Source organism: Bradyrhizobium sp. USDA 3262 (genome assembly GCF_054060035.1).
Map to the genome: position 1 here is coordinate 8882253 of NZ_JBSSCT010000001.1, position 19597 is coordinate 8901849.

Here is a 19597-nt window from a genome sequence, read left to right on the forward strand (position 1 = left end):
AGAACCCCGAGCAGATTCTCTTAGCCGTGAAAACGAACCACTTCATATTCGCTCTTTACTACGTATTGATGGATCTTTTGCGCGGTACCACGCAAGGCTCCTGCAGACTTCGGTCAGGATGCGCGGCTAGTCACCCTGAATCGAGCTAGTCCGCTGAAAATCCTCCGGGATTTCCTGCCAGCGGCCCAGAGCGGCGACGAAGTTATCATAACACGCTCCGGCTTGTGCCCTCGGGGCCTTGGCGACCGGTTCGGGAAGTGGCGGTGTCGTGGTGAGCCAGAAGCGGATGAAGAGAGCGATGGTTTCGACCGAGATCCCGATAGGTGGGCGATCCGGCGGTCGATTTGGTCGAGGCGCTTGGCGATGGCGGCTTCCGCGATGAGCGACATCGAACGTTTGTGCTGACCGATTTCGGCAAATGGCGCGCAATCATTTGCACTCGGCACCACACCTGCACGCGCCGGAGGCGTTGCGGAATCGCTTGCTCTGTCTAGCGGTCCGTTGCAGCTCTCTCGGCATCGTCGTTCCCTGCGCGCGGGATGACTTGCCCACAATCACCGGATGACGTCCAGCAGGCGGGCGAGCGCGGCCTCAAGCTTGTTTTTGGCGCCTTCGGTTTCAGCGAGACGTTCGCGCGTATCCTCAACGACCTGTTCGGGGGCTCGAGTGATCTTCGCCCGATAAAAGTGGACTGGTTTAGGCGGCCTTTAGCTCCATCTTGATCGGGGCGATGTATCCCACGGCGGAATGGAGCCTTGTTCGGTTGTAGAAGCCCTCGATGAAGGCGAAGATATCGCGTTGGGCTTCGGCGCGGCTCTTGTAGTTGCGATGATGAACGAGCTCGGTCTTCAAGGTATGGAAGAAGCTCTCCATCGGGGCATTGTCGTAGCAATCGGCCTTGCGGTTCATCGATGTGGTGATGCCGGCGCCGGTGAGAGCGTTGCGATAGGCGTGTGAGGCATACTGGACGGATTCAAACGGTCGTCGCAACACCAATTGTTTTCATTCATGACAGAAATTCGTCAAGCGCTTCTGCCGGCGTTTTCCAGCCCAGTATCTTTCTCGGTCGGGCGTCGAGGGCCGCTGCTACAGCGGATATCTCGTCGGCGCTGTGGATGCTCAGGTCTGTGCCTTTCGGAAAGTACTGCCGTAGCAACCCGTTGGTGTTTTCGGTAATGCCGCGCTGCCAAGGGCTTTGCGGGTCGCAGAAGTAGACTTGGATGCCCGCATCGAACTTGAGGCGGTCGTGCTGAGCCATTTCGGCTCCTTGATCCCAAGTCAGCGTGCGACGTAGCTCTTCCGGCAAAGTGATGATGGTGCGCGAGATCGCGTCACGCACGGCTTCCGCCCCGTGTCCCGCAAGCGCAGCTCCGTTCTTCTTGCGCGGAGCTTCCGCCATGCCCCGCTAACCGGGGAAGGTGCAATAGCATTGTGAAGCGCGTGGTGCGTTCGACCAACGTGCCGATCGCCGAGCTGCCAAGACCGAGGATGAGGTTTCCCTCCCAATGTCCCGGCAGGTCGTGACGGCTGTCGGTGGTGCGCACACGGCGCGGCGGTGCCATGATGGCGCGGATGCCGTGCCGACGCATCATCCGCTCGATCCGGCCGCGGCTGGCGCCACGGCCCTGCCTGTGCAGGACGGCATGGACGCGGGGACTGCCGTAGCGGCCGCTGCTGCTTGATGGACTTGCTGGATCGCAGCCAGGAGCGTGGCATTGGATTTTGTCCGCTCGCTCACGGGGCGATCGCGCCAGGCGTAGTAGCCGGCCGGTGAGACCTCGAGCACGGCGCACATCAGCCGTACCGGAAAGGCATCGCGGTGGTCTTCAATGAAGCGGAAGCTCATGTCCGGGTTCCGGCAAAGATCGCGATCGACTTCCTAAGAAACAGCCGGATCGGGGTCGCCCGGAATGGGCTGTAACACGAAGCCGAGATATTTGGCTCGGCGCTGACGGTTAGCGAGGACACGACCGCGATATTGCTGCTCATAGTGATCCGCGCCGGGGTCTCTGTAGTGCATACCGTGCCGGAGGGTGTTGTAGAATAAAACGGCGATCTTGCGGGCGGTCGCTGTCACCGCCTTTGACTTACCCGCACGTGAGGATAGTCGGCGATAGAATTCACCGAGCGCCGTATCGCTCCGCCCGACGGTTGTTGCTGCCAACCGCAACAGTGCGGCTGCCCGACTGGACGATCTCCGTGTGCGCGAGGACAACACCTTGCCGCCAGAGATTTTGTTGCCTGGCGCAAGGCACTGCCAGGGGGTAAAGTGCTTAGCGCTCGGCCATGCTCGCACATCGGTGCCACACTCACCGACGAGCTTCAATGCCAGTGATGGACCCCGCCCATGGATCTCAGTCAGATCGACGCCGAGCACGCTGTACAGTGCGGTCCTGACATCGAAGGTAGGCGCGTTGACCTGTTTGGTCTTGATACGTGGCTTGGATAGCTTTCCGGTCGGCTTCGCGCCTTTATTGTTCAGTGCCGCGATCAGGACCTCGAGCTTGCGGTCGCAGTCCAGCATCTTCGCCTGGTAGACGTCGTAAAGTTCCAGCGACTGGGTCAGCGCGAAGACATGTTCGTGCCGGTCGTTGCCCACCAGTGCCGCACGGATCGTCGCGATGGATGAATGGCATCGCACGTCCCGATAGGTTGCCAAGACGTCAGGATTCCGCAATCGCTCGGATAATCCGCATGCCGGTTGCGCCCGTGATATCGGTGACCACATGATGGAGCTGCAGATTCATCTCCATCAGGGCCTTCTGCATACGCTGGATATGGGCGACGGCATATTCCACCAGCCGCTCCCGTTGGCGTAGATACGCGCGCAGGGTTGCGATCTCGGCATCAGGTCGGAAGCTGCCGCGTAACAGGCCATAGGAGTGAAGCTGGCGCAACCACGCGGCATCGCTGACATCGGTCTTGCGCCCGGGCACGTTCTTGGCGTACCGCGCATTGACCAGAATCACCTCAAACCCGCGCTGCTGCAGGATCTCGTAGACCGGGATCCAATAGACCCCGGTGGATTCCATTGCGACACCCGTCACGCCGCACGTTTTGAACCAGTCCGCCAGCTCATGCAGGTCTCGCGTGAATGTGCCGAAAGAGCGCACAGGCACGTCAGTGCAAGCGGGTTCACCGCAGCCATGTGCATCTTTTATCCGATGTCGATGGCGGCGGCCGCGACGTTGACTCGCCTAACTTCTGGGCGGTCGCCGGCCGTCCTCTTCTTGAGCATGGCAATCCTCCATTCAATGATGAGCAGGAGGGTTTGGGCTATGCCAATCGTCATCTTCCTATCGTCATCTTCCTAATCGGGATCGTCGCCAGGGCGACGTCACCGCTCTCAAGTTCGCATGCCCCCATGGACATGTTTTTTAACGGGGATTGTGCCTCCAATAATTGAACGGCCGCTACCCTCCCAGCCGCCGAGGGTAGCACAAGGCTGTTTCTACGCCGCACAGGCGTGCCACTGTACTGGACCAGTTCTTTAGAATATCGCGCTCCATGCGCAGACGTTCGTTCTCCTGGCGCAACCGGGCGATGTCCGAAGCCTGGTCCGCCGACATCGACGTCGCCTGCGTGGTGAGGCGCCACGCCGCCGATGCCGGCTCCTGCCGGAACTTGTCGACCCAGCGCCGCAGCACCGAGTCGCGCAGACCGAGCTCCTTGGGAACCGACGTGACCGAGCGAAGGCTCGACACCACCAGCTCGACGGCCTGGCGCTTGTACTCCTCGGTAAACGACCGACGTTGACGTTCCATTCGACACCTCCGGGCTCAATGAGCCTACTACAGGTGTCCACTCATTCGGAGGAGGTTCACGCGCGACAAAGTCCGCATTGCCGAGCTTCCTAGAAAGTCTGTCGGCCTCTACGTCAAGGCTAGCGAGTTCCCTAGCGAGGCGCGTGCGCTCGGCCGTCAGCTCTATGAATTCTGCGACCGGGAATGCCAGCGTAGCGCCGGCGATCACATAGGAGATCGCGCCTGCGGGCACCGCACTGACGAACCGTACATCAGAGATGTGGAGCAGATGCGCGATAAGCGGCGCGCTGACCTTCAACGCCTTGCGCTGCGTCTCGGAGGCCTCGACCACCAGAAGCGGTGGGCGCGCTGAGGGAGGAACATTCAGCTCTTGTCGAACCGACCGGCCTTCGGAGATGGCATCAATGATCAGCCTGATTTCCCCATCAGCGGCCGGATCGATCAGGCTCTCCGCGAACTGTGGCCAGGACGCGGTCATGGGGAAGCCCTGGTGCTCGCGTGATGCGCCAATCGCTCGTCTGGGCCCAAAGCTTTTCAGTCAGGAATGGCATGACCGGGTGCAGCAGTTTGAAGGTGACGTCCAACGCCCACGCGGTGACCGCGCGGGTCTCGTTGTGCGCCGCAATGTCGGCACCGTTCAGCCTCGGCTTGATCAGTTCGATGTACCAATCGTAGAACAAGTTTAAAATGAAGCGGTAGAGCGTCTCCGCAGCTTCACCGAAGCCGCACTCCGCCAATGCCACGGGTCACGGTTTTCGCCGTACGGACCGTCTCGCCAATAATCCAGCGGTTCAGCGGCATCGTCGCCCGAACCGGCGAAAATCCCGCTTGTCGCGCGCAGCCGTTCAACTGGGCGAAACGCGAGGCATTTCAGAGCTTGGTACCGAGATTGCGATAGCCTTCAACGCGCTGCCGCGAGAGCTTGATATCGCGTGCGGCGCCCGACATGGCGGTCAGCGTGAAGCACAGGGCGTCGGCTCAGAGCTCATCGAGAGCGCGAGAGGGTCTAAGACGTTCCCCTTGGACTTCGACATCTTCGCGCCGCTCGTATCACGCACCAGGGCATTGATGAACACTCGCCTGAACGGACCCTCGCCCGTCAGCTGCAGGCCCTGCATCATCATCCGAGCGGCCCAGAACGGAATAATATCGAAACCTGTGATGAGAGTGTCCGTTGGATAGAAGCGCTCAAGATCGGTTGTTTGCTCGGGCCAGCCGAGGGTCGAGAATGGCCACAGCGCCGAGGAGAACCAGGTGTCGAGCACGTCCTCGTCCTGAGTCAGCGGCTCGTCGTGGCCATAGTGTAACCGGGCCTGAGCCTTCGCTTTCTCGTCGGTCTCCTCGACAAAGATGGTGCCATCCGGGCCGAACCAGGCCGGGTTGCGATGACCCCACCAGAGCTGACGCGAAATGGTCCAGGGCTGAATGTTGCGCATCCAGTCGAGGTTGGTCGTTTCCCACTGCTTGGGCAGGAAGACCGTATCGCCCTCAACCACGGCCTTGATTGCAGGCTGCGCCAGCACTTCGGCGTTCACGAACCACTGGTCGGTCAGAAAAGGCTCGACCACGACACCCGAACGGTCCCCGTGGGGCACCATGTGGCGAATTTTCTCGGCTCCACGCAGCAGACCGAGGTCCTGACAAGACGGTTCAGGCCTGTTCGGCGGCAGCGGACTGGAACACCCCAACGCCAATCAGCGCGGTTGCCCGTCCTCGAATCTGGCCGCTTCTTCCGAACAAGCCCGACTCCATTCTCTGGATCAACTCCGGCGCAGAGCGGCGGGTTCGCCCGCCAGCCGAATTGACGTCACGCATCGACACAAACGCGGTCGCGGGGCGTTGAAAGCATTCGCACGAGCAGCTTATCGTACACTCTGCACGGCTCGATGGATCGCCTCCGCGTAAGAGTTGGAGTTGCCACTGGGCTGCAGCCGCTAGCGTTCGCGCTTCGCCGGGCGATACCTGAACGGATCGTCGCTCCATCCCTTTCCTTGGCGCACCAACAGGGCCTGTTCTACCAGCTTCCGGCATGTCGGATTGACGCGCTGAATTGCTGCGTTCTCCCCGAAGAGACGGTCGGCGAGTTCGCGTTCTGTCAAACCTGGTTGTTCGCGGACGGCGCGGACGATCTTCTCTGCAACTGTCATGGTCATCCAAATTGATCAATCATCAAACCTGCCGTAACGCGCTACGTCAATGTCCTAATTCACCGCCGCATCGGCGCGCTGTTCGCATACGGCAGCCCGCCAATCCCAGCAACGATCGCACCAGCCGCGCTGGGTTTATGGCAGCATATCCGATGGCCCCGAAATTGCTGGCTCATCGTGGATCGGTGGCTCACAGACGATGGCTTCCGGAGCGCAGCAAGATGGACGGTTGGTTGGTGACGGTCGCCATCATCAAGGAAGATAGCGACGATGACGAAGAATTCAGGCATGTAACTTACGCCGTTGCGGTCGCGGATCCGGCTGAAGCCGTGAAGCTGACGATTAGCGACAGCGGCGTCAAGGCTGCAATGCTGAACTGCCCTCTCGAAGCTGGGATGTTGCAAAGTCTCGGCGTGGAGCCCGGCGAGCTCATAGTCATACACGATGACGCGATCGATCCAATCATCACGAGATCCCGGCGCCACTAAGGACGGGCACGTCTGATTTCGTTCAGCCGCGTTCGGTTCCTGACACTGTGGTCCGAAAGCCGCCATCAAGGTTCGGATGGTCAGCCTGTACAAGGTGTAAAAGCGCTCCGTTTGCTTTCTGCGACACGTGACAGTCTGGCACGTGGATTGCTGAGCCGTGTACGGCTTGGTCGCTTATGATTGCCCCTCTGGAGGGCCAAGCCACTCGCATCGCAACTCGTGCGGGCGGTCCGTCAGCAGCCGCCCGCACGCCTTTCATGTGCCGTGCACTGTTCCGCGTGTCCTGCATTGTGAATGGCACGCAAGTTGCTGAGAGGCTTATCGGCTTGGCTACTCATAACTTCGCGCGCCCCCCCCCCTGAGATGGCCGGGCCTCTTTGTTGGCGCAACTCGCGCGGGTGGCTCCTCCAGCTGCCCGCAAGTTTTTTCCATAATTTCGCGGAAGTCATGCCATGACCCGTGAAGAGGCATCGGAGAACGCCATTGAGGCCCTCACACAGTGGTCTCAAGGAAAGGTCGCAACGAGCGTCGTGCTTGCCGCGATTGCAAAACTCGAAGTGACTAGGCCTCCACCCAGACGGCCTCCAAGCGGAAGGGCACTTCGAGGCCGCCCGCTCACGATCGCTAACGAAGCTGTTGCAATGGACAGGCTCAAATTCATGCCTGTCTTCGAAGCAGCTATTCGCTCTGCCGACCCCGAGAAGCTCGCCACACTTCGCGTGGCCATCGGCGAGCGCGGGGCCCCGAAGAGTTTACAGTGACGAGCACAGAACTCATCCGCAAAGACCCGCTTACGCCCTTTAGGTTGCTTAAGATCATCTCCGACGCGGCACATAAGGAAAGACGCTCATGAGCATCACCCCAGCTTCTCGAGGCCATAGCATTCTCATCGCAGAGGCGGCTGTGTCTATCGTTATTACGGCTTGCGCATCATGGCGGCGGCTGTATGTGCGGACCGACAGAGAAGGCGCGAGTGATCGGGTCAGAACGGCAAAGAGATCGGCCAAGAACGAAGGGCCAGCACAATGGCCGGCTCCAACAATCTTCGATGGCTTGATGCGCTTAATGGAATTACCCAGTAACGATTTCGAGGTCAGCCGACATGTCACCGCTCATCATCATTGTCGCTTCGACGCACCTCAGCATTTTAGCCACCATCCACATCGTCGCTCGGCCGTCAGAGACCTTAGATGAGTGTCGGAGGATTGGAGAGTCGGCAATCAAGGCCGCGACTTTGAAGCCCGGTTATTCTGCGTCCTATGTCTGCCACGACACTACCCGAAAACGGAGTTCATCGCGCGTATTAGGTGTCGCTGCCTACTTGCAGCACACAATCCTTGAAGGTTACATGGCGACGATGTCAGACTGCAATGTTGCCGGTATGGCAGCAGCCGCGAGCAAAGCTATTCCCAGCGCCAGGTCTCGGGCCTGGTCTTGCTACGACCTTAGCAGCTTCGGACGGTGATCCAACGGCGCTGGTACCATACACGGCTACGGCAGGCACTAGATATCACCACGCATCACGATATATAATCCGAGGCTTGGAAACCAGCCTTGTTACTGGCCGGCGATGCCGCGCCTAAAGTCGAAAACGGGCCTGCACGATATGTACAGGCCCCGTTTTTCTTGATCAGCTTCCGGCTATTCAGCCGCCTGCGCGAGCGCCTCAGCACGACAGGCGCGCGCTGTAGATTCGGCCGCCCCGATCTTGACGCTGTATCCACCACCTTCGACAGCGTAGCAATCCGCGTCATCACCAGCTGCAATCCGCCAATCGCAGCTGTCAGGCACCAGGTGGAATCCGATGTCAGCCAGGAAGTCTTCCGCCTCCTTCAACGTTTCGAAAGTCCGGCCGTCTGCTGTCTCGGCCAGCTTCAGGCGCGCGCTGTCCTCGAATAGGCGATCATAGATCCTATCGAGCCATTCAGGCTCGTACGGCAGCTCATCGAGTAGCAGCAGAGCTTTCCTGCTTAGCTCGCGCCAGCCCGCAGCAGGCGCGTCGAACATGCACCGCGCGGGCAGAGAGGGAGAGCTTATTTGCCGACCTTCGAACGGCTAGAATCTGAGCTTGAGATTCTGAAGAAGAAAGAGGCCACACTAGAGCGGGCTCGTATTCGAGCTGCATGTTTTATGCAGGAGCTTCACACTAAGGAATAGGCTCGCACCTATCCGCCACTACGTCGCGACTGACGCTCCGAACTTCGCCGCGTCCTCTGCGGCAACGGCCCGTCCCCTGAAAATCAACGCCCACAAAGCTCGCGATCTGGACTGTGATCTCGTCGTCGACTTGATCAACTATGATCGCAACCAACTCGTCGATTTCAATCTCAGCGATCCGACCACCCAAATCATCAAGCTCATTCGCGATCACTGCACTCCATACTTCCTGCGACAGTGTATCGGAGGTCCAGTTTCAGGTCCCGGCGCGGACCGTACGGAACTTGGAATGCTGGGGCGAAAACATGCACGAGCCCAAAGACTAGTTGTCGCGCACGGTACCCACGATCTAACGTTGCGTTTGGTTTTAGGGGATTTCAATGGGGCTATTTAAACGCAACGAGAGTTGGGAACACACCTTCCCGCTCACAAGCCGCTACGGCGCTTTCAGGGGAATCCTAGCAGTGCTATTCTGGCTCTGGGGAATCCCCGGCCTACTGTTCAACGCGAGCACGTTGTTCGGCCTCACCGGCAATATGGGCGTCGAAACGTCAGCTCATTCGACTGCCACCTGCCTCGTCTGGATTGGCGGCATGGTGCTATTTGGCAATGGCGCCCTCCTCGCTCATCCGGATTTCGACGGCGAGCGGCCGATGCAAGAAGATTACGGCGACATGCGGGTGGACGCGGTAGAGAATTGACAGCGATATACAATGGCCGACTATCGGGAAATCTCCCAAGAATATGCACAAGGTGCTATCAAAGCCTGCATTCTCATAAACGCTGGCGCGGCTGCTGCTCTCCTGACGCAGTCAGCAAAACTAGTTGAGATGAACAAGCCCGCAATCACAGCCGGCGCCAGGTGCTCGATGCTTCTTTGGGCGCTAGGGACAGTCGCCGCTGTTAGCACGTGGGTTCTGGCCTTCATTTCCACAAGATACGTTGACAAGAGCGAACGGGAGAACACTCTACAGTCACGCCATATTCGAACATCAGATCTGTATATGCGGGCCGGACTCATCGCGATTGTGAGCTCGTTGGTTTTGTTCGTAGTTGGGTGCGTCACCCTGGCCGCCAGCGCGCACGGCTAGGCAGCCAGCCGCCGATCCAGCCCGCGCACCGAGCCGCCTCCACAGCTCATTGGGGTTCTTTTCCGGAATCATACGGATAGCGAAGACGGAAGCTCCGCTCCATACGTCACGCAGGTCAGGATTTTGTCATCCCTCCTGCGGATAGAGACAGCGCCGTCCACATATATGTTAAGCGCGGGCGGCGTTACTATCTTTCAATTACCCATAATTGTTGCCTCGATTGCGGCTCCAAGTTCGATGTCGTTCAGCCGCGATAGTCCGCGCCAGATCACGGTGTTTCCTGGAGGCGGATCGTTGGCTCGGGCCAAGTATCCTCCGAGCCGCGCGATCTTGACGACATAGTGCGAGAGCGTGCTTCGTCGAGAGCAATCACCACCCCTGTCTTTCACCAAATGATCAAGAAGCCTGATTTCGGGATCTGTCAGCGCCATTTGCGGTACGGCATTCGGCGAGGAGCGATTGAGCATCGTCATCCAGAAGACGCGCCAACTCACAATGCAGAAGACCGCGATCAGATTGACCAGACGCTCAGCAGTTCGCAATTTTGAGTCCTCTGCTTTGCAGCCCGATTTGAGGATCTTATGGAAGACTTCGATCTTCCATCTCAAGGCGTACCATTCGATTTTATTGATGGCGTCCTTGCGCGATTGGACCGGGAGATCGGTGAGGAGCTTCCACTCGATTTTCTTTCGCCGTTTCGGCCTTCCCCGCTCTTGGGCATGGATCACGGTCAGAGTGAGTGCGGGATATTTCGTCTGTTTGCCAATCGGCGGCAGGACTCGTATCTTGCGGTACCTGATCTCAAGAACGGCGTCGTCGGGATCGCCTTTGTCGTCCTTGACCTTGATCCGATGTAGACCCTTGATCGTAACCTCGTCCATTTCGTCGGCAATTGTATGATTGCCGTCCCCGGCGAGCCGATCAACACAGGTTCGCACCAGGAAATGTGTTCCAGCCTCCTCGGCCAGGCAAAACAGCTCATAGATGTCGCTCTCGCGATCACCAATATGAACGCATCGTCCAGGGGCAGCGAGAAGGTCGGTTGATTGCCGTAAATTCTCGAGCCAGCGGATGCTCTCCTTCTGCTCAATCGGCACCCGTGTCGGATTGATCTTTCGCTTCAGCGCCGTCGTCCCCTTGAACTTCTTGCGGGTCCAGAACTTGATTGCCGACAGTCCGAGGGGAAGCCCCTCGGTCGTCACGGCGAGACTCGAATGCATCAGGATGCCGCACTGCGTGCGTCCTGCCGTCTTGCCCGTAAAGCCGATCAGATCCGGCTTCTCGCGCTTGAAGCTGAATTCCGTCGTGTCATGGAGGATGAGGATCGGTCCCTCCGTCGCCGCTACGCGCCCGCGCGTCGCCTCGAAATGACCGCAAAGAATATCCGCCTCGTTGACCCGTTCATTGGAGAAGAAGCGATAGGCGGCCTTCGTGTTGGCCCAATCCTGACAAACCAGCGGGATGCTTTGACCCATGTCGCTCCCGATTTGTGCGAGCAATTTGCAGAACCGGCGACCAAGCCGCTCATCCTTAAACTCGCATCCCGCAACTTCCCGATCAACCCACGTCTCGATACCGGTCGTCAATCGCTGAGCACGCGCCCCCGCGCGTTCCTTCACCAAGCCCATCGAGCACCCCGCGCTTCCGAATCAGGTGCTCAACAACGAATCACAACAGATTCTACCGATTCAAGATTTCGCCCGCGGCGCCTCGCTCAAATTCGACGTCAAATGTGGGTAATTGAAAGCGTTACTATCCGGGTACCGACATCATCTGGCTGCGCGGCGCTGGCTATGAACGTTGCGCCTCCTCCACCTCCAAAAGGCAAACGTGGAGTGTCATCGGGCGCATGTTTCCGTCCAAGAGGACGCGCACCCTTGTCCTGGTCGTACCAAGACCGACGATGAGGCCGCGCCGCCATTTTAACTTTGAACCTGTCGAGTACGCCACTATCACGCGAGACCCAACGGTCATTGCATCATTGGGCCGCGAAAACTGGATCGGTTCAACGGGGCGGTCGGCTTTGGGAAATCTCTCCGCTATACGGGGCTGGCGACCCTCCCCGGTCTCTGGCACCGGGGGGCAGTCGTTCTCTTAGCGGATTTAAACCATTTCGTTGGCAGACCCAGCGCGTAACCGCGACGTCTGAGATCCTGACAGTTTTTGTTCAGTTCCGCCGCGATGACTTCCTCTGGAGTTTGCTTCCTTACCAAATGCCAGAAGATCTCATCCTGCTCGCGCGTCCAGCCGTCTGAGGTTTCGCTCATCACCAAATAATAAGCTCGTTGAAAAATCGGCTGCGACGATGCCCGCGAACCTGGCGATTCTACGTTCGCGGCCGATTTCTACAAAGACGAAAGAGAGCGGCGCCTATAGGGTTTAGCCGAGATCATCCGTTCCGCGGCAGTAGCCCCCCACAGCCCAAACGCAGCGCGAATCCTAAGATCACACCCAGTCATTGCACTATTGGCGAATGAAGGCGCCACCGATGCCGATGGTTTCGACATTGAAATCAACGAGGCCACCGAAGCTCTTGAGCCGTTTGAATTCCTGGTTTTCGGCGGTCAAGGACAAGGCGACATAGCCAATATCATCATTCAAACCGGTTAGAACCGCTACCGTGGTTGGGCCAGCGCTGTTCTTGAAGTGTAGTGGCCGGTTGCAGGATAGTTATGGCCATTATAGCTGATCGAAGCAGCAGTAATCTGGCCGTTTGCATCATTGGCCTGTGAGATTACCAGCTTCGCTCCGATGTTGTCGTTCACATAAGTCCCCTGAAGTCTGGGCATGATTCTGCTTCCTTACGAGTGACGATATCGCGCAATGAGTCTGCATAAGGCACTATCGTGAAAGGCGAATTGCGACGCACCTACCAGGATTGATAGTCTACGAAGATTTACCGGGCCCTTGCTGTGGCGATGAGAGCCGACTCAATCTGGCCTTTTGACAAACTGAAGAAAGAACCCGTCAAGTCGATCGCCCAACCTATTGATGGCTGCCGTGATTTTTGTCATCGAGTCCTTGCTCAGATATTCAGCCGCACATGTTCTCTGTAGTCGGCCAGTTCCTTACCAGGTCCTACAACGCTGGTACTAGTGCCGTGTGCAAATCGCCAATGTTAGCCAGAATCAACGATGGTGATTTCCGAGGCGCGTGCGCGGCGTTGCTGACCAAACAAAAGGGCAATTACAACGGTTGGTTACATCCGCGCGCAGGGCAAGATTGTTCGGGGCCTGATTAACCGGCGTCGCGATGACCAGAAGATGTGTTTCTCTGGCGTGGACCGAGAGCGCAACCGCACGCCAATGCACAAAACTCAGCAACCAGATTGTGCCGGAATGCCTGTGCTTCATCGTCGAACCGTAGCCGCTTGTCAATCATGATGGCGCGATTGCCACAGAGGCCGGCTTGTAGCTTGCGCAGCTTGTTCAACCCATGAACCAGTTGATGTAATCCGCGACCGCGGGCGGTGTCTCGACGTCTCGGCCTAGGCCCCCTCCTCCCAGCATGATCGGAAAAAATCGCTGCATAAGGCTGTCGTAGTTCAATATCGATCTGACCGGCATTCAGGTGTGCAACGCCTGTGCCTTGAGGCGATCAGCCTCCTGAGCCGATACCATGAGCCGCCCCTTCGGCGGCATGCCTTGTAACTTCTGATGATGCCAATCCGCGGTGCCATTCAGCTTGTCGGAGTATTTCTCCAGACTGGTGTCATGGCTTAAGAAAATGAACTGAAGCCCGTCCGGCACGGCGCTATAGCGCAGCAATGTCCGAACAGCATCCATCAGCGCGAACTGGTCACCAGCGTCGAAGCTGGACGTCACGTCATCAAGCACCGTGAAGCGCGGAACGCCACTATGCTTGGTCGCAGCCGCCAGGAAAATCGCGGCCGCAACAGCGTTGCGATAGCTTTCCGATAGGAGAGCCCCGGGCACTGAGATCCTGAAGGCCGAAAAAGTCCGCGAGCTTTAGATCAACGTTTTCGCTGTTTTGAGCCCGGCTCAGGGGCGGCTTCACATCAGGCCAGCCGCGCACGAAGCGAGCGAACAGATCCTGGCAGGCGGTCTGAATCTCGGCAATCCGCTCGTTAGCCAGCGCCGCCTCGGCGTCGGCGAAGCTCTGGCCGGCGCGCGTGATAAACGTCTACCACCGGTCCAGCAGATTGAGCTTGTCCTGCTTCGCCTTGAGCGCCGGCGCACCAGTCGATATTCCAGAACGGCATCACGGAACCGCTTTGCAAAGCTGAGGATACGGGTTACCTGCACCAATGACGGCGGCAACCGCGTCTGCCTCGCCCTGCACGCGGGAAAGGGTCTCGCCGCGCTGCGTTTCAAGGACCCCGAGACGTTTGCGTCGCAGTCGCCATGGCGTCCTCTTCTATCAATAGGCATTACCAATGCAAAATAGCAGCTCGGATCACGGCCCTATCGTGAAGTTAACCACGTAGACCCTTGAGGGCGTCTCCGAACACGTTTCGTTACCCAACCCCTCGCGATCATTTGGGCGAGATCCTCCATCTCTTCGAGCGACGCGACGGGGGCCTTGTTGGAGCAAACGACGAGCCGCTTATCGCGCCCGAGGTGTTCGCGTGCACAACTCAAGACTCCACGAAGACGATCTGAGACGACCTCTCCCGCGGGATCGGCTTGTGCATGAGGTGATTTCGAAGAGCAGGATTTACGATGCCAGCACGGCCATCAGCGGAGTACCCTTGGTCTACAACGATGATCGCTCTTTGCCCCAGCCATTTTTAGCTAGGTCCGGCTGCTTAACCATTGGAATTGGTCTTACCCTGCATACATGCTGCGCTGCTGAGTTAGGCGCGCTGAGCGTATCCATAGTCGTTGCGGCGAAATATCTCCTGTACCAACTAAGAAATCAGCATATTCCGCATTTTCGAAATCGCTCGCATCCAAACTGAGCCATATCTTCTCCGGCGTGCCATCGGCATAGAGCTGACGAAAGACCTCAGGCGTTGTCCGCCGCACGCCGAGCGAGAGGTAAGCCGATCGAGGCCGCGAACTCGCCCGTTTTTTTTTGCGTCCGCGATAGTCTTCCGCGCGGAATCGGCTCAACTGTTCGCGAAAGCTCCGATACTCGTTGCGTGCACTCGGATAAAGGGGCGTCGGCGCTCGTGTACGACGGCTCCAAATCCACCGACAACACTGCGTCAACGCTGAATACATAGCTGCAGCGTCGATCAAGGGTAAGACCTTATGTCCGCCTCTGTCGAGGAGGTGGCTCGCCCTACACTGCGCGTCCGAGGGTTGCTCGGACGGACCAAGCCGATCCTCATCACAGGAGGACGAGCGTGGCAGATTATAGGGAAGTATTTGTCGGAATCGATGTGGCCAAGCTGAGGAACGCGGTCGCGATTGCGGACGCAGACCGGGAGGGAGAGGTTCGTTTCTTCGGTGAGGTCGAAGGTGCGACCGGAACGGTACACGCGGTTGTTCGACGGAGGCTGTCCGAGACCGGTTCGAGCGCGTGGCTTAACGCCGCATGAGCCGCGAGCGTGAGGGACATTACGTCGCACCGAGATCGCGGAGCATGTAGGTCGCGCCCTTGTCGTAGGACGCGAGCTTTGCGCTCAATTCCGCATTCGTCGTGACGGGCCGAAAGCCGAAACGTTCCCATAGCGGTCGCGTGGCGTAAACCGAGACCAGCGCGAGAGCCGCAATGCCTGACAGGCGCGCGAGTTTCTCGATCGCCGCGACATAAGCGCGTGCCGTACCACCGCGGGCGTCGGGCAGCACGGCCACGTCATGCACGTAAAGGCAATCTGCATCGTCAGGCAATCGTTCGAGCAAGCCGTCGAGCGGCGGGATCCGATGCTGCTTCCAGGGATGGGCGAGCCCGTAGCCGACGATCGCTACGTCCGCGGCGAGCACGCGGGAGCCATCTGGACAAAGCCGCATCTTTTCTGCGAACACCTCGGAGCGCTCGAACAGAGCGGGATGGATGCGCGCGGCGATCGCGCTGATCGCAGCAAGGTCAGACGCGCGCGCGGGACGCCAATGCGGCTTGCTCATATCGGTCCGTTGCTCCGTCTTATTCACTCCAGTTTATTTCTGAGCCGTTCACAGCGCAGTCAAAGGCCGAAACGGCAAGCGCCTTATATGCGCAAGATGGGCGGTCCCGCGATCCCGCGCCGCCTCGGCTTTCCCAAAGTAACTTTGCAATCGATGGCCCTGGCAGGCCTCGCGCGGGTCAATCGATCCACGTCGCGCGCCATCTGTCGCGCTCGGCATAAGAGAGCACGCGCTGCCGATCCCGGCCGAGCATGTACGCGACGATGGGAGCCGTTCGGATCACGCGCCGTGTCGGTCTACAAGTACGGCAGCGTGGAATTGGCCGATCACCATCTCGTGTGAAGATGAAGTCCCGGCGCACTGCGACAAACTGATTTGGCTCAATCGATAGCCTCGTCGCCACCGCACTCCTCCTTGTACTTTCTGACCAGAATCCTCGATCTGGCCGGACCATCTGGATGCACAAACATCAGGATGGTGATCAGGGTCCGCATCTCCTGGATCAACTTGTCCGACTGGTACTGCAGAAGCAGATCGGCGTCTCCGCTGGAACGTGACCGCTCACATGATAGTTGATCTAGGGTTGGGCTTCTTTGATCTGCGTCAACCGTCTTAGCCATCTCTGCTGACAGGCAGCGCGAGTTATTGCTACGGCTGCGGCGCGGAACTCTGAGAAATTACAGCGGTGCGTTCAGTAGGGCAAAAAATCAGAAGTGTTAGTCGTCACTGCGCCACATGCCTGAAGACCTCCGTTCCGCTGGAATGGGCGCACATATCGATTCCCTATTGTGGTTCTCCGTCCCGCCTCGCGGGACCGGAGGGAGGAGTGTCCAGGAGCAATACTGTTTCGCCCGCGTGTAGGCCATGCAGGAAGAAGGCTCTCCGAACGGCACGCTGGTACTCGTGATCAAGTTCCAATTGGTGGCCACCTCGAACCAATAGGAGCCTGCTCCTAGAATAGGCTGACGCGATAGCGTTGCCTATTGCAGGAGAGAATACGACATCGTCCTTTCCTGCGATAACCAAAACCTCCCCCTGATAACGGCTCCGATCCAACTGCAGATTCGGTAAGGACACAGGCTCCTGCAGAAAGTTTTTCAGGACTTCCGCAGACCACACGTAGAGCGGGAGGTCATAACCATATGAGGACATACTCTGTAGGTCCCTTCCAAGTAGCTCGTACATTCGCACTTTCACGGCATCAGCGGCAGGCAGGCTTAGCAGGGTGCGGGTGAGTGCCCACCGCAGGCTCATGTGCAGGTCGTGCAAAGTATACGGCAAGAAGTTGTGGGTTAGCTCTTCATGGACAATCTTACGAAGCGTTGCTAAGCCTGACTGTCCTTGTCGCGCGAGCTGAAAGACCATATAAGCTAAGTTTGCTCGCCTGCCATTCTCAAGCTTTGCAATCTCCGACAAGGAGGCTGCGGCTTGCGAGTCGATCTCAGCTAAGTTGCGGGCGTAGGTCCATCCGTGCTGACGGGCCAAGTCCGGCGCTCCCGTGGTGGCCAGCAATGTCCGGGTCACGTGTTCTCCATATCGCTGCAGGTACTGCTGCGCAAGTAGGCCTGCGCCTGAGGCTCCGAAAATCATAATGCGTCCGTCTGACGGAAGCAGTTTCGCGGAAACCATGTCCTTCCTTACGCGTTCGATATCCTCGATGCGCTGCCAGGAGCCATAAAGGTTCATTGCGCGGCGCAGATCCAGCTTGCCATCTGGATAGACCTCAGGAAAAAGCGTGGGACAATGGCCGCGATGGCCGATCAGCACATATGACACGCCAGGAAGCTGCTCATCAAAGAAAGAAAAATCCATCTCCGGGCCTACCAATTCCATTTGCCCGTCCGTCAGAAAAAAAACCACAGGATCTTTGGGATTGAAGTTAGTGCTGAGCACGTAGAACGCGCGAAAGCGTCCGCTGCTTTCATCTGTATAATCCATCGGAAGATTGAGGTATCGATGGTTTGCATCGGGCGGCATCTCTGGGTAGTACGCATCCAACGCAAGCCGCGCCTCCGGCGGTTCGTGTGTCCCATGCCATCGCCTGCAGCCCCATATTCCACTTGCCGCGCCCGCAACCGAAAGTACAACAACCAATAACGACCGAATCTTTTTACGCGGACTTTTCATCATGGAAATCGCCTGGTACGGCTGCGTGACGACAGGATCGAAATACTAGTCGATTCACCCTATCGCCGCTACGCTGGCGCGCGCCAAGGCCGGTCACTCATGTCGGGCGTCAAAGTAGCGAAGACATCCGAGAGGTGAGCACCCCGGTCCGCTTCGTTGACTGCGCCAAGGTGAACTGTCGGTTCGCCGGCCGTGCCAACCGTCGGACTCGCTCGCTTCGGCATCTATGGATCTATGGCTACAGCCTGCGGCCAATACATCACACGACTTGCGGAATGCTGATGCATTCCAGCCTCGACCTGGGCGGTGTCGGAGTCTACCACTGTTAGTCGGCCGCGGTGAAGCTCTGAGCACGGAAAAAATTCAAAGGCACGGCGCAGTCCAGAGGAAGATCAAACCCGCCCCGCATTCCGACCGAGAAGAAGGAAAGCGTTCGCTGGCTCGACAAACCGACAATCTCAGGCAATCGATCGAGCGGCTCGGGCAGCCGGAGCGTTGCATTCATATCTCGGTGGCCGCGAAAGCGACAACGAATCGTATAGCCTGACGCAAGAGCCTCGTGCTCAATTCCTTCCGCGCCTACGTCGATCGCGTGAGGCGATGGCGATCATACGATTGTATTCGCTCGGAACGACAACTGATGGAGCAGCTGGATTACAACTGCTGTATCGGTGGTTTGTAGGGCTGGCGCCGAACGATCCGGTGTGGGACCCGACGACGTCTACGAAGAACCGCTCCCGACAGCCGGCTTTATCGGAAGGCTGCCGGGCGGGAGGCGAAGCTCTGCTACATGGGGCATGTCACCATGGAGAACCGGAATGGCCTGGCCGTGGCCGGTCGGGTCACGCACGCCACGGGAACGGCCGAGCGGCGCGCGTCGGAAGACATGCTCAAAGCCAAGGTGTGCTTCGGCATAAAATAAGGGCTCTGTCCCACTTTTGATGCAGTTCGGGGGATGTCTGGCGCTTTGATTGGAGGAGAATCAGCGCCATGCAGCAGGCACTCCACCGCTCCAGTTTGGTCACGCGTGGGTTTATTGTAGAGAGTGCTTACTACAGGCTGATAAGGCGATTGTTGTGGTTCGGGCTTCCGGGGGCGTCGTCCTGTGCCCGTCGTGGAACGGTTTCGCGACGTGTCCATAGCCGCTATCGACGCCGCGTGACCGATCTGCCGCTGTCTGGGCGCGTCGTAGAGCTCCTGGTGATCGTCCGCCACTTCCGCTGCGACGCTGTCCTGTGCGGACGTCAGATCTTCACTGAGCGTTTCGCCGACGGGATAGCTCCATCGGCGCGACGCGCGGCAAGGCTGGACTCTATCGTCCATCACCTTGGTCTGGGGCTTGGCGGTCGACCGGCAGCGGGTTTCGCAAAACGGCTGATGCTACCAGTGAGCAAGGATCCGCTTCTGCGCGTTGTCCGACGCCGCAGCCGTTTGTCGGCCGATTCTCTCAAGGTCATCGGGATCGATGACTGGGCTTGGCGGCGCAATCACCGATACGCCAGCATTATCTGCAACCTGGAAATGCGCCGGGTAGTCACCTTGCTGCCGGACCGTGAGCCCGAGCGCACAAGCCTGGCTGGCTGCTCATCCAATGATATCGGTCATCGCCCGCGATCGTGGCGGCGGATATGGCAAAGCGGCAGCAAGGTGGCCCATGGCGGCACGTCAGTGGCTGGCTCAGGCGCGCGGCCTGCAACGCGCCAGCGACCGCAGCCAATCTTGCCAAGACGCTCGGCAAGACGGCGAAGGGCGGCAAGCCTCGTGCCACACACCGGCGATCCCGTCGGCCCT

General features: G+C 58.6%; 21 protein-coding genes and 7 pseudogenes. 10 read left to right on the plus strand and 18 right to left on the minus strand.

The genetic code is table 11. From position 1 onward, the window contains the following. Positions 1 to 126: 126 nt before the first annotated feature. The 10 genes and pseudogenes from ACVWYP_RS42120 to ACVWYP_RS42165 all read right to left on the minus strand — a co-directional run. Positions 127 to 416: pseudogene (locus tag ACVWYP_RS42120) on the minus strand (CopG family transcriptional regulator); the annotation flags it as partial. A gap of 138 nt (positions 417 to 554) precedes the next feature. Next, complete coding sequence (locus ACVWYP_RS42125) at positions 555 to 671, minus strand: hypothetical protein (protein WP_129964750.1); 117 nt, start codon at positions 669 to 671, stop codon at positions 555 to 557. 25 nt (positions 672 to 696) lie between these two features. After that, positions 697 to 966, minus strand: a pseudogene (locus tag ACVWYP_RS42130) (integrase core domain-containing protein); the annotation flags it as partial. Positions 967 to 1006: 40 nt separating this feature from the next. Next, positions 1007 to 1685, minus strand: a pseudogene (locus tag ACVWYP_RS42135) (IS30 family transposase); the annotation flags it as partial. Then, positions 1589 to 1846 carry a hypothetical protein gene (locus ACVWYP_RS42140; RefSeq protein ID WP_028342858.1) on the minus strand — a complete coding sequence of 86 codons (258 nt, stop codon included), beginning with the start codon at positions 1844 to 1846 and terminating at the stop codon, positions 1589 to 1591. The pseudogene ACVWYP_RS42135 and the gene ACVWYP_RS42140, both read right to left, overlap by 97 nt. 33 nt (positions 1847 to 1879) lie before the next feature. Continuing rightward, positions 1880 to 3238: pseudogene (locus ACVWYP_RS42145) on the minus strand (IS110 family RNA-guided transposase). A gap of 175 nt (positions 3239 to 3413) precedes the next feature. Beyond that, positions 3414 to 3764 (minus strand): transposase, encoded by a 351-nt coding sequence (locus ACVWYP_RS42150; RefSeq protein WP_028342859.1) that lies wholly within the window; start codon positions 3762 to 3764, stop codon positions 3414 to 3416. Positions 3765 to 4189: 425 nt separating this feature from the next. Continuing rightward, positions 4190 to 4507 (minus strand): class I tRNA ligase family protein, encoded by a 318-nt coding sequence (locus ACVWYP_RS42155; protein WP_028342860.1) that lies wholly within the window; start codon positions 4505 to 4507, stop codon positions 4190 to 4192. 210 nt (positions 4508 to 4717) lie between these two features. Beyond that, positions 4718 to 5332: a class I tRNA ligase family protein gene (locus tag ACVWYP_RS42160; RefSeq protein WP_338139840.1), complete on the minus strand. Its 615-nt coding sequence runs from the start codon at positions 5330 to 5332 to the stop codon at positions 4718 to 4720. A 366-nt stretch (positions 5333 to 5698) separates the two neighbouring features. Then, positions 5699 to 5917 (minus strand): hypothetical protein, encoded by a 219-nt coding sequence (locus ACVWYP_RS42165; RefSeq protein ID WP_028342862.1) that lies wholly within the window; start codon positions 5915 to 5917, stop codon positions 5699 to 5701. Between the two features lie 215 nt (positions 5918 to 6132). Between ACVWYP_RS42165 and ACVWYP_RS42170 the strand changes: the two genes are divergently transcribed. Together ACVWYP_RS42170 and ACVWYP_RS42175 are read left to right on the plus strand one after the other, a co-directional pair. After that, positions 6133 to 6399, plus strand: coding sequence for a hypothetical protein (locus ACVWYP_RS42170; RefSeq protein WP_244980957.1), 267 nt, complete (start codon positions 6133 to 6135; stop codon positions 6397 to 6399). A 452-nt stretch (positions 6400 to 6851) separates the two neighbouring features. After that, a complete protein-coding gene (locus tag ACVWYP_RS42175) occupies positions 6852 to 7160 on the plus strand; it encodes a hypothetical protein (protein ID WP_129964743.1) in 309 nt (102 codons plus the stop codon). A gap of 880 nt (positions 7161 to 8040) precedes the next feature. Here the strand turns inward: ACVWYP_RS42175 and ACVWYP_RS42180 are convergent. Next, positions 8041 to 8406: a hypothetical protein gene (locus ACVWYP_RS42180; RefSeq protein ID WP_028342864.1), complete on the minus strand. Its 366-nt coding sequence runs from the start codon at positions 8404 to 8406 to the stop codon at positions 8041 to 8043. A 530-nt stretch (positions 8407 to 8936) separates the two neighbouring features. On the opposite strand from ACVWYP_RS42180, the gene ACVWYP_RS42185 reads away from it, so the two are divergent. After that, positions 8937 to 9257, plus strand: coding sequence for a hypothetical protein (locus ACVWYP_RS42185; protein WP_028342865.1), 321 nt, complete (start codon positions 8937 to 8939; stop codon positions 9255 to 9257). A gap of 584 nt (positions 9258 to 9841) precedes the next feature. Here the strand turns inward: ACVWYP_RS42185 and ACVWYP_RS42190 are convergent. Next, positions 9842 to 11275, minus strand: a complete 1434-nt coding sequence (locus tag ACVWYP_RS42190) for an IS4 family transposase (protein WP_304497169.1) — start codon at positions 11273 to 11275, stop codon at positions 9842 to 9844. 838 nt (positions 11276 to 12113) lie between these two features. Here ACVWYP_RS42190 and ACVWYP_RS42195 point away from each other — a divergent pair. Beyond that, entirely contained in the window at positions 12114 to 12257 is a 144-nt protein-coding gene (locus tag ACVWYP_RS42195) for a hypothetical protein (RefSeq protein ID WP_155258664.1), read from the plus strand. Between the two features lie 5 nt (positions 12258 to 12262). On the opposite strand, the gene ACVWYP_RS42200 is transcribed toward ACVWYP_RS42195, so the two are convergent. Next, positions 12263 to 12436, minus strand: coding sequence for a hypothetical protein (locus ACVWYP_RS42200; protein ID WP_172646734.1), 174 nt, complete (start codon positions 12434 to 12436; stop codon positions 12263 to 12265). A gap of 254 nt (positions 12437 to 12690) precedes the next feature. On the opposite strand from ACVWYP_RS42200, the gene ACVWYP_RS42205 reads away from it, so the two are divergent. Continuing rightward, on the plus strand, positions 12691 to 12888 hold the full coding sequence (locus ACVWYP_RS42205) for a glycoside hydrolase family protein (RefSeq protein WP_376707417.1): 198 nt from the start codon (positions 12691 to 12693) through the stop codon (positions 12886 to 12888). Between the two features lie 325 nt (positions 12889 to 13213). On the opposite strand, the gene ACVWYP_RS42210 is transcribed toward ACVWYP_RS42205, so the two are convergent. Then, a complete protein-coding gene (locus tag ACVWYP_RS42210; RefSeq protein WP_028342868.1) occupies positions 13214 to 13582 on the minus strand; it encodes an ATP-binding cassette domain-containing protein in 369 nt (122 codons plus the stop codon). Positions 13583 to 13637: 55 nt separating this feature from the next. Between ACVWYP_RS42210 and ACVWYP_RS42215 the strand changes: the two genes are divergently transcribed. Then, entirely contained in the window at positions 13638 to 14054 is a 417-nt protein-coding gene (locus tag ACVWYP_RS42215; protein ID WP_244980956.1) for a hypothetical protein, read from the plus strand. Positions 14055 to 14434: 380 nt separating this feature from the next. Here ACVWYP_RS42215 and ACVWYP_RS42220 read toward each other — a convergent pair whose 3' ends face one another. Beyond that, a complete protein-coding gene (locus tag ACVWYP_RS42220) occupies positions 14435 to 14722 on the minus strand; it encodes a hypothetical protein (RefSeq protein WP_145972837.1) in 288 nt (95 codons plus the stop codon). A 236-nt stretch (positions 14723 to 14958) separates the two neighbouring features. Between ACVWYP_RS42220 and ACVWYP_RS42225 the strand changes: the two are divergent. Next, a pseudogene (locus ACVWYP_RS42225) lies at positions 14959 to 15108 on the plus strand (IS110 family transposase); the annotation flags it as partial. Positions 15109 to 15172: 64 nt separating this feature from the next. On the opposite strand, the gene ACVWYP_RS42230 reads toward ACVWYP_RS42225, so the two are convergent. The 3 genes from ACVWYP_RS42230 to ACVWYP_RS42240 form a co-directional block, all read right to left on the minus strand. Then, entirely contained in the window at positions 15173 to 15679 is a 507-nt protein-coding gene (locus ACVWYP_RS42230) for a GNAT family N-acetyltransferase (protein WP_028342869.1), read from the minus strand. Positions 15680 to 16462: 783 nt separating this feature from the next. Next, positions 16463 to 17809: a hypothetical protein gene (locus tag ACVWYP_RS42235; protein ID WP_244980955.1), complete on the minus strand. Its 1347-nt coding sequence runs from the start codon at positions 17807 to 17809 to the stop codon at positions 16463 to 16465. A 322-nt stretch (positions 17810 to 18131) separates the two neighbouring features. After that, entirely contained in the window at positions 18132 to 18311 is a 180-nt protein-coding gene (locus ACVWYP_RS42240) for a hypothetical protein (protein ID WP_016843092.1), read from the minus strand. A 114-nt stretch (positions 18312 to 18425) separates the two neighbouring features. On the opposite strand from ACVWYP_RS42240, the pseudogene ACVWYP_RS42245 reads away from it, so the two are divergent. From ACVWYP_RS42245 to ACVWYP_RS42255, 3 genes and pseudogenes are all read left to right on the plus strand, one after another. Continuing rightward, positions 18426 to 18547, plus strand: a pseudogene (locus ACVWYP_RS42245) (transposase); the annotation flags it as partial. A gap of 49 nt (positions 18548 to 18596) precedes the next feature. Beyond that, a complete protein-coding gene (locus ACVWYP_RS42250) occupies positions 18597 to 18728 on the plus strand; it encodes a hypothetical protein (RefSeq protein WP_440271594.1) in 132 nt (43 codons plus the stop codon). 68 nt (positions 18729 to 18796) lie between these two features. Continuing rightward, positions 18797 to 19454, plus strand: a pseudogene (locus tag ACVWYP_RS42255) (transposase); the annotation flags it as partial. Positions 19455 to 19597 lie beyond the last annotated feature (143 nt).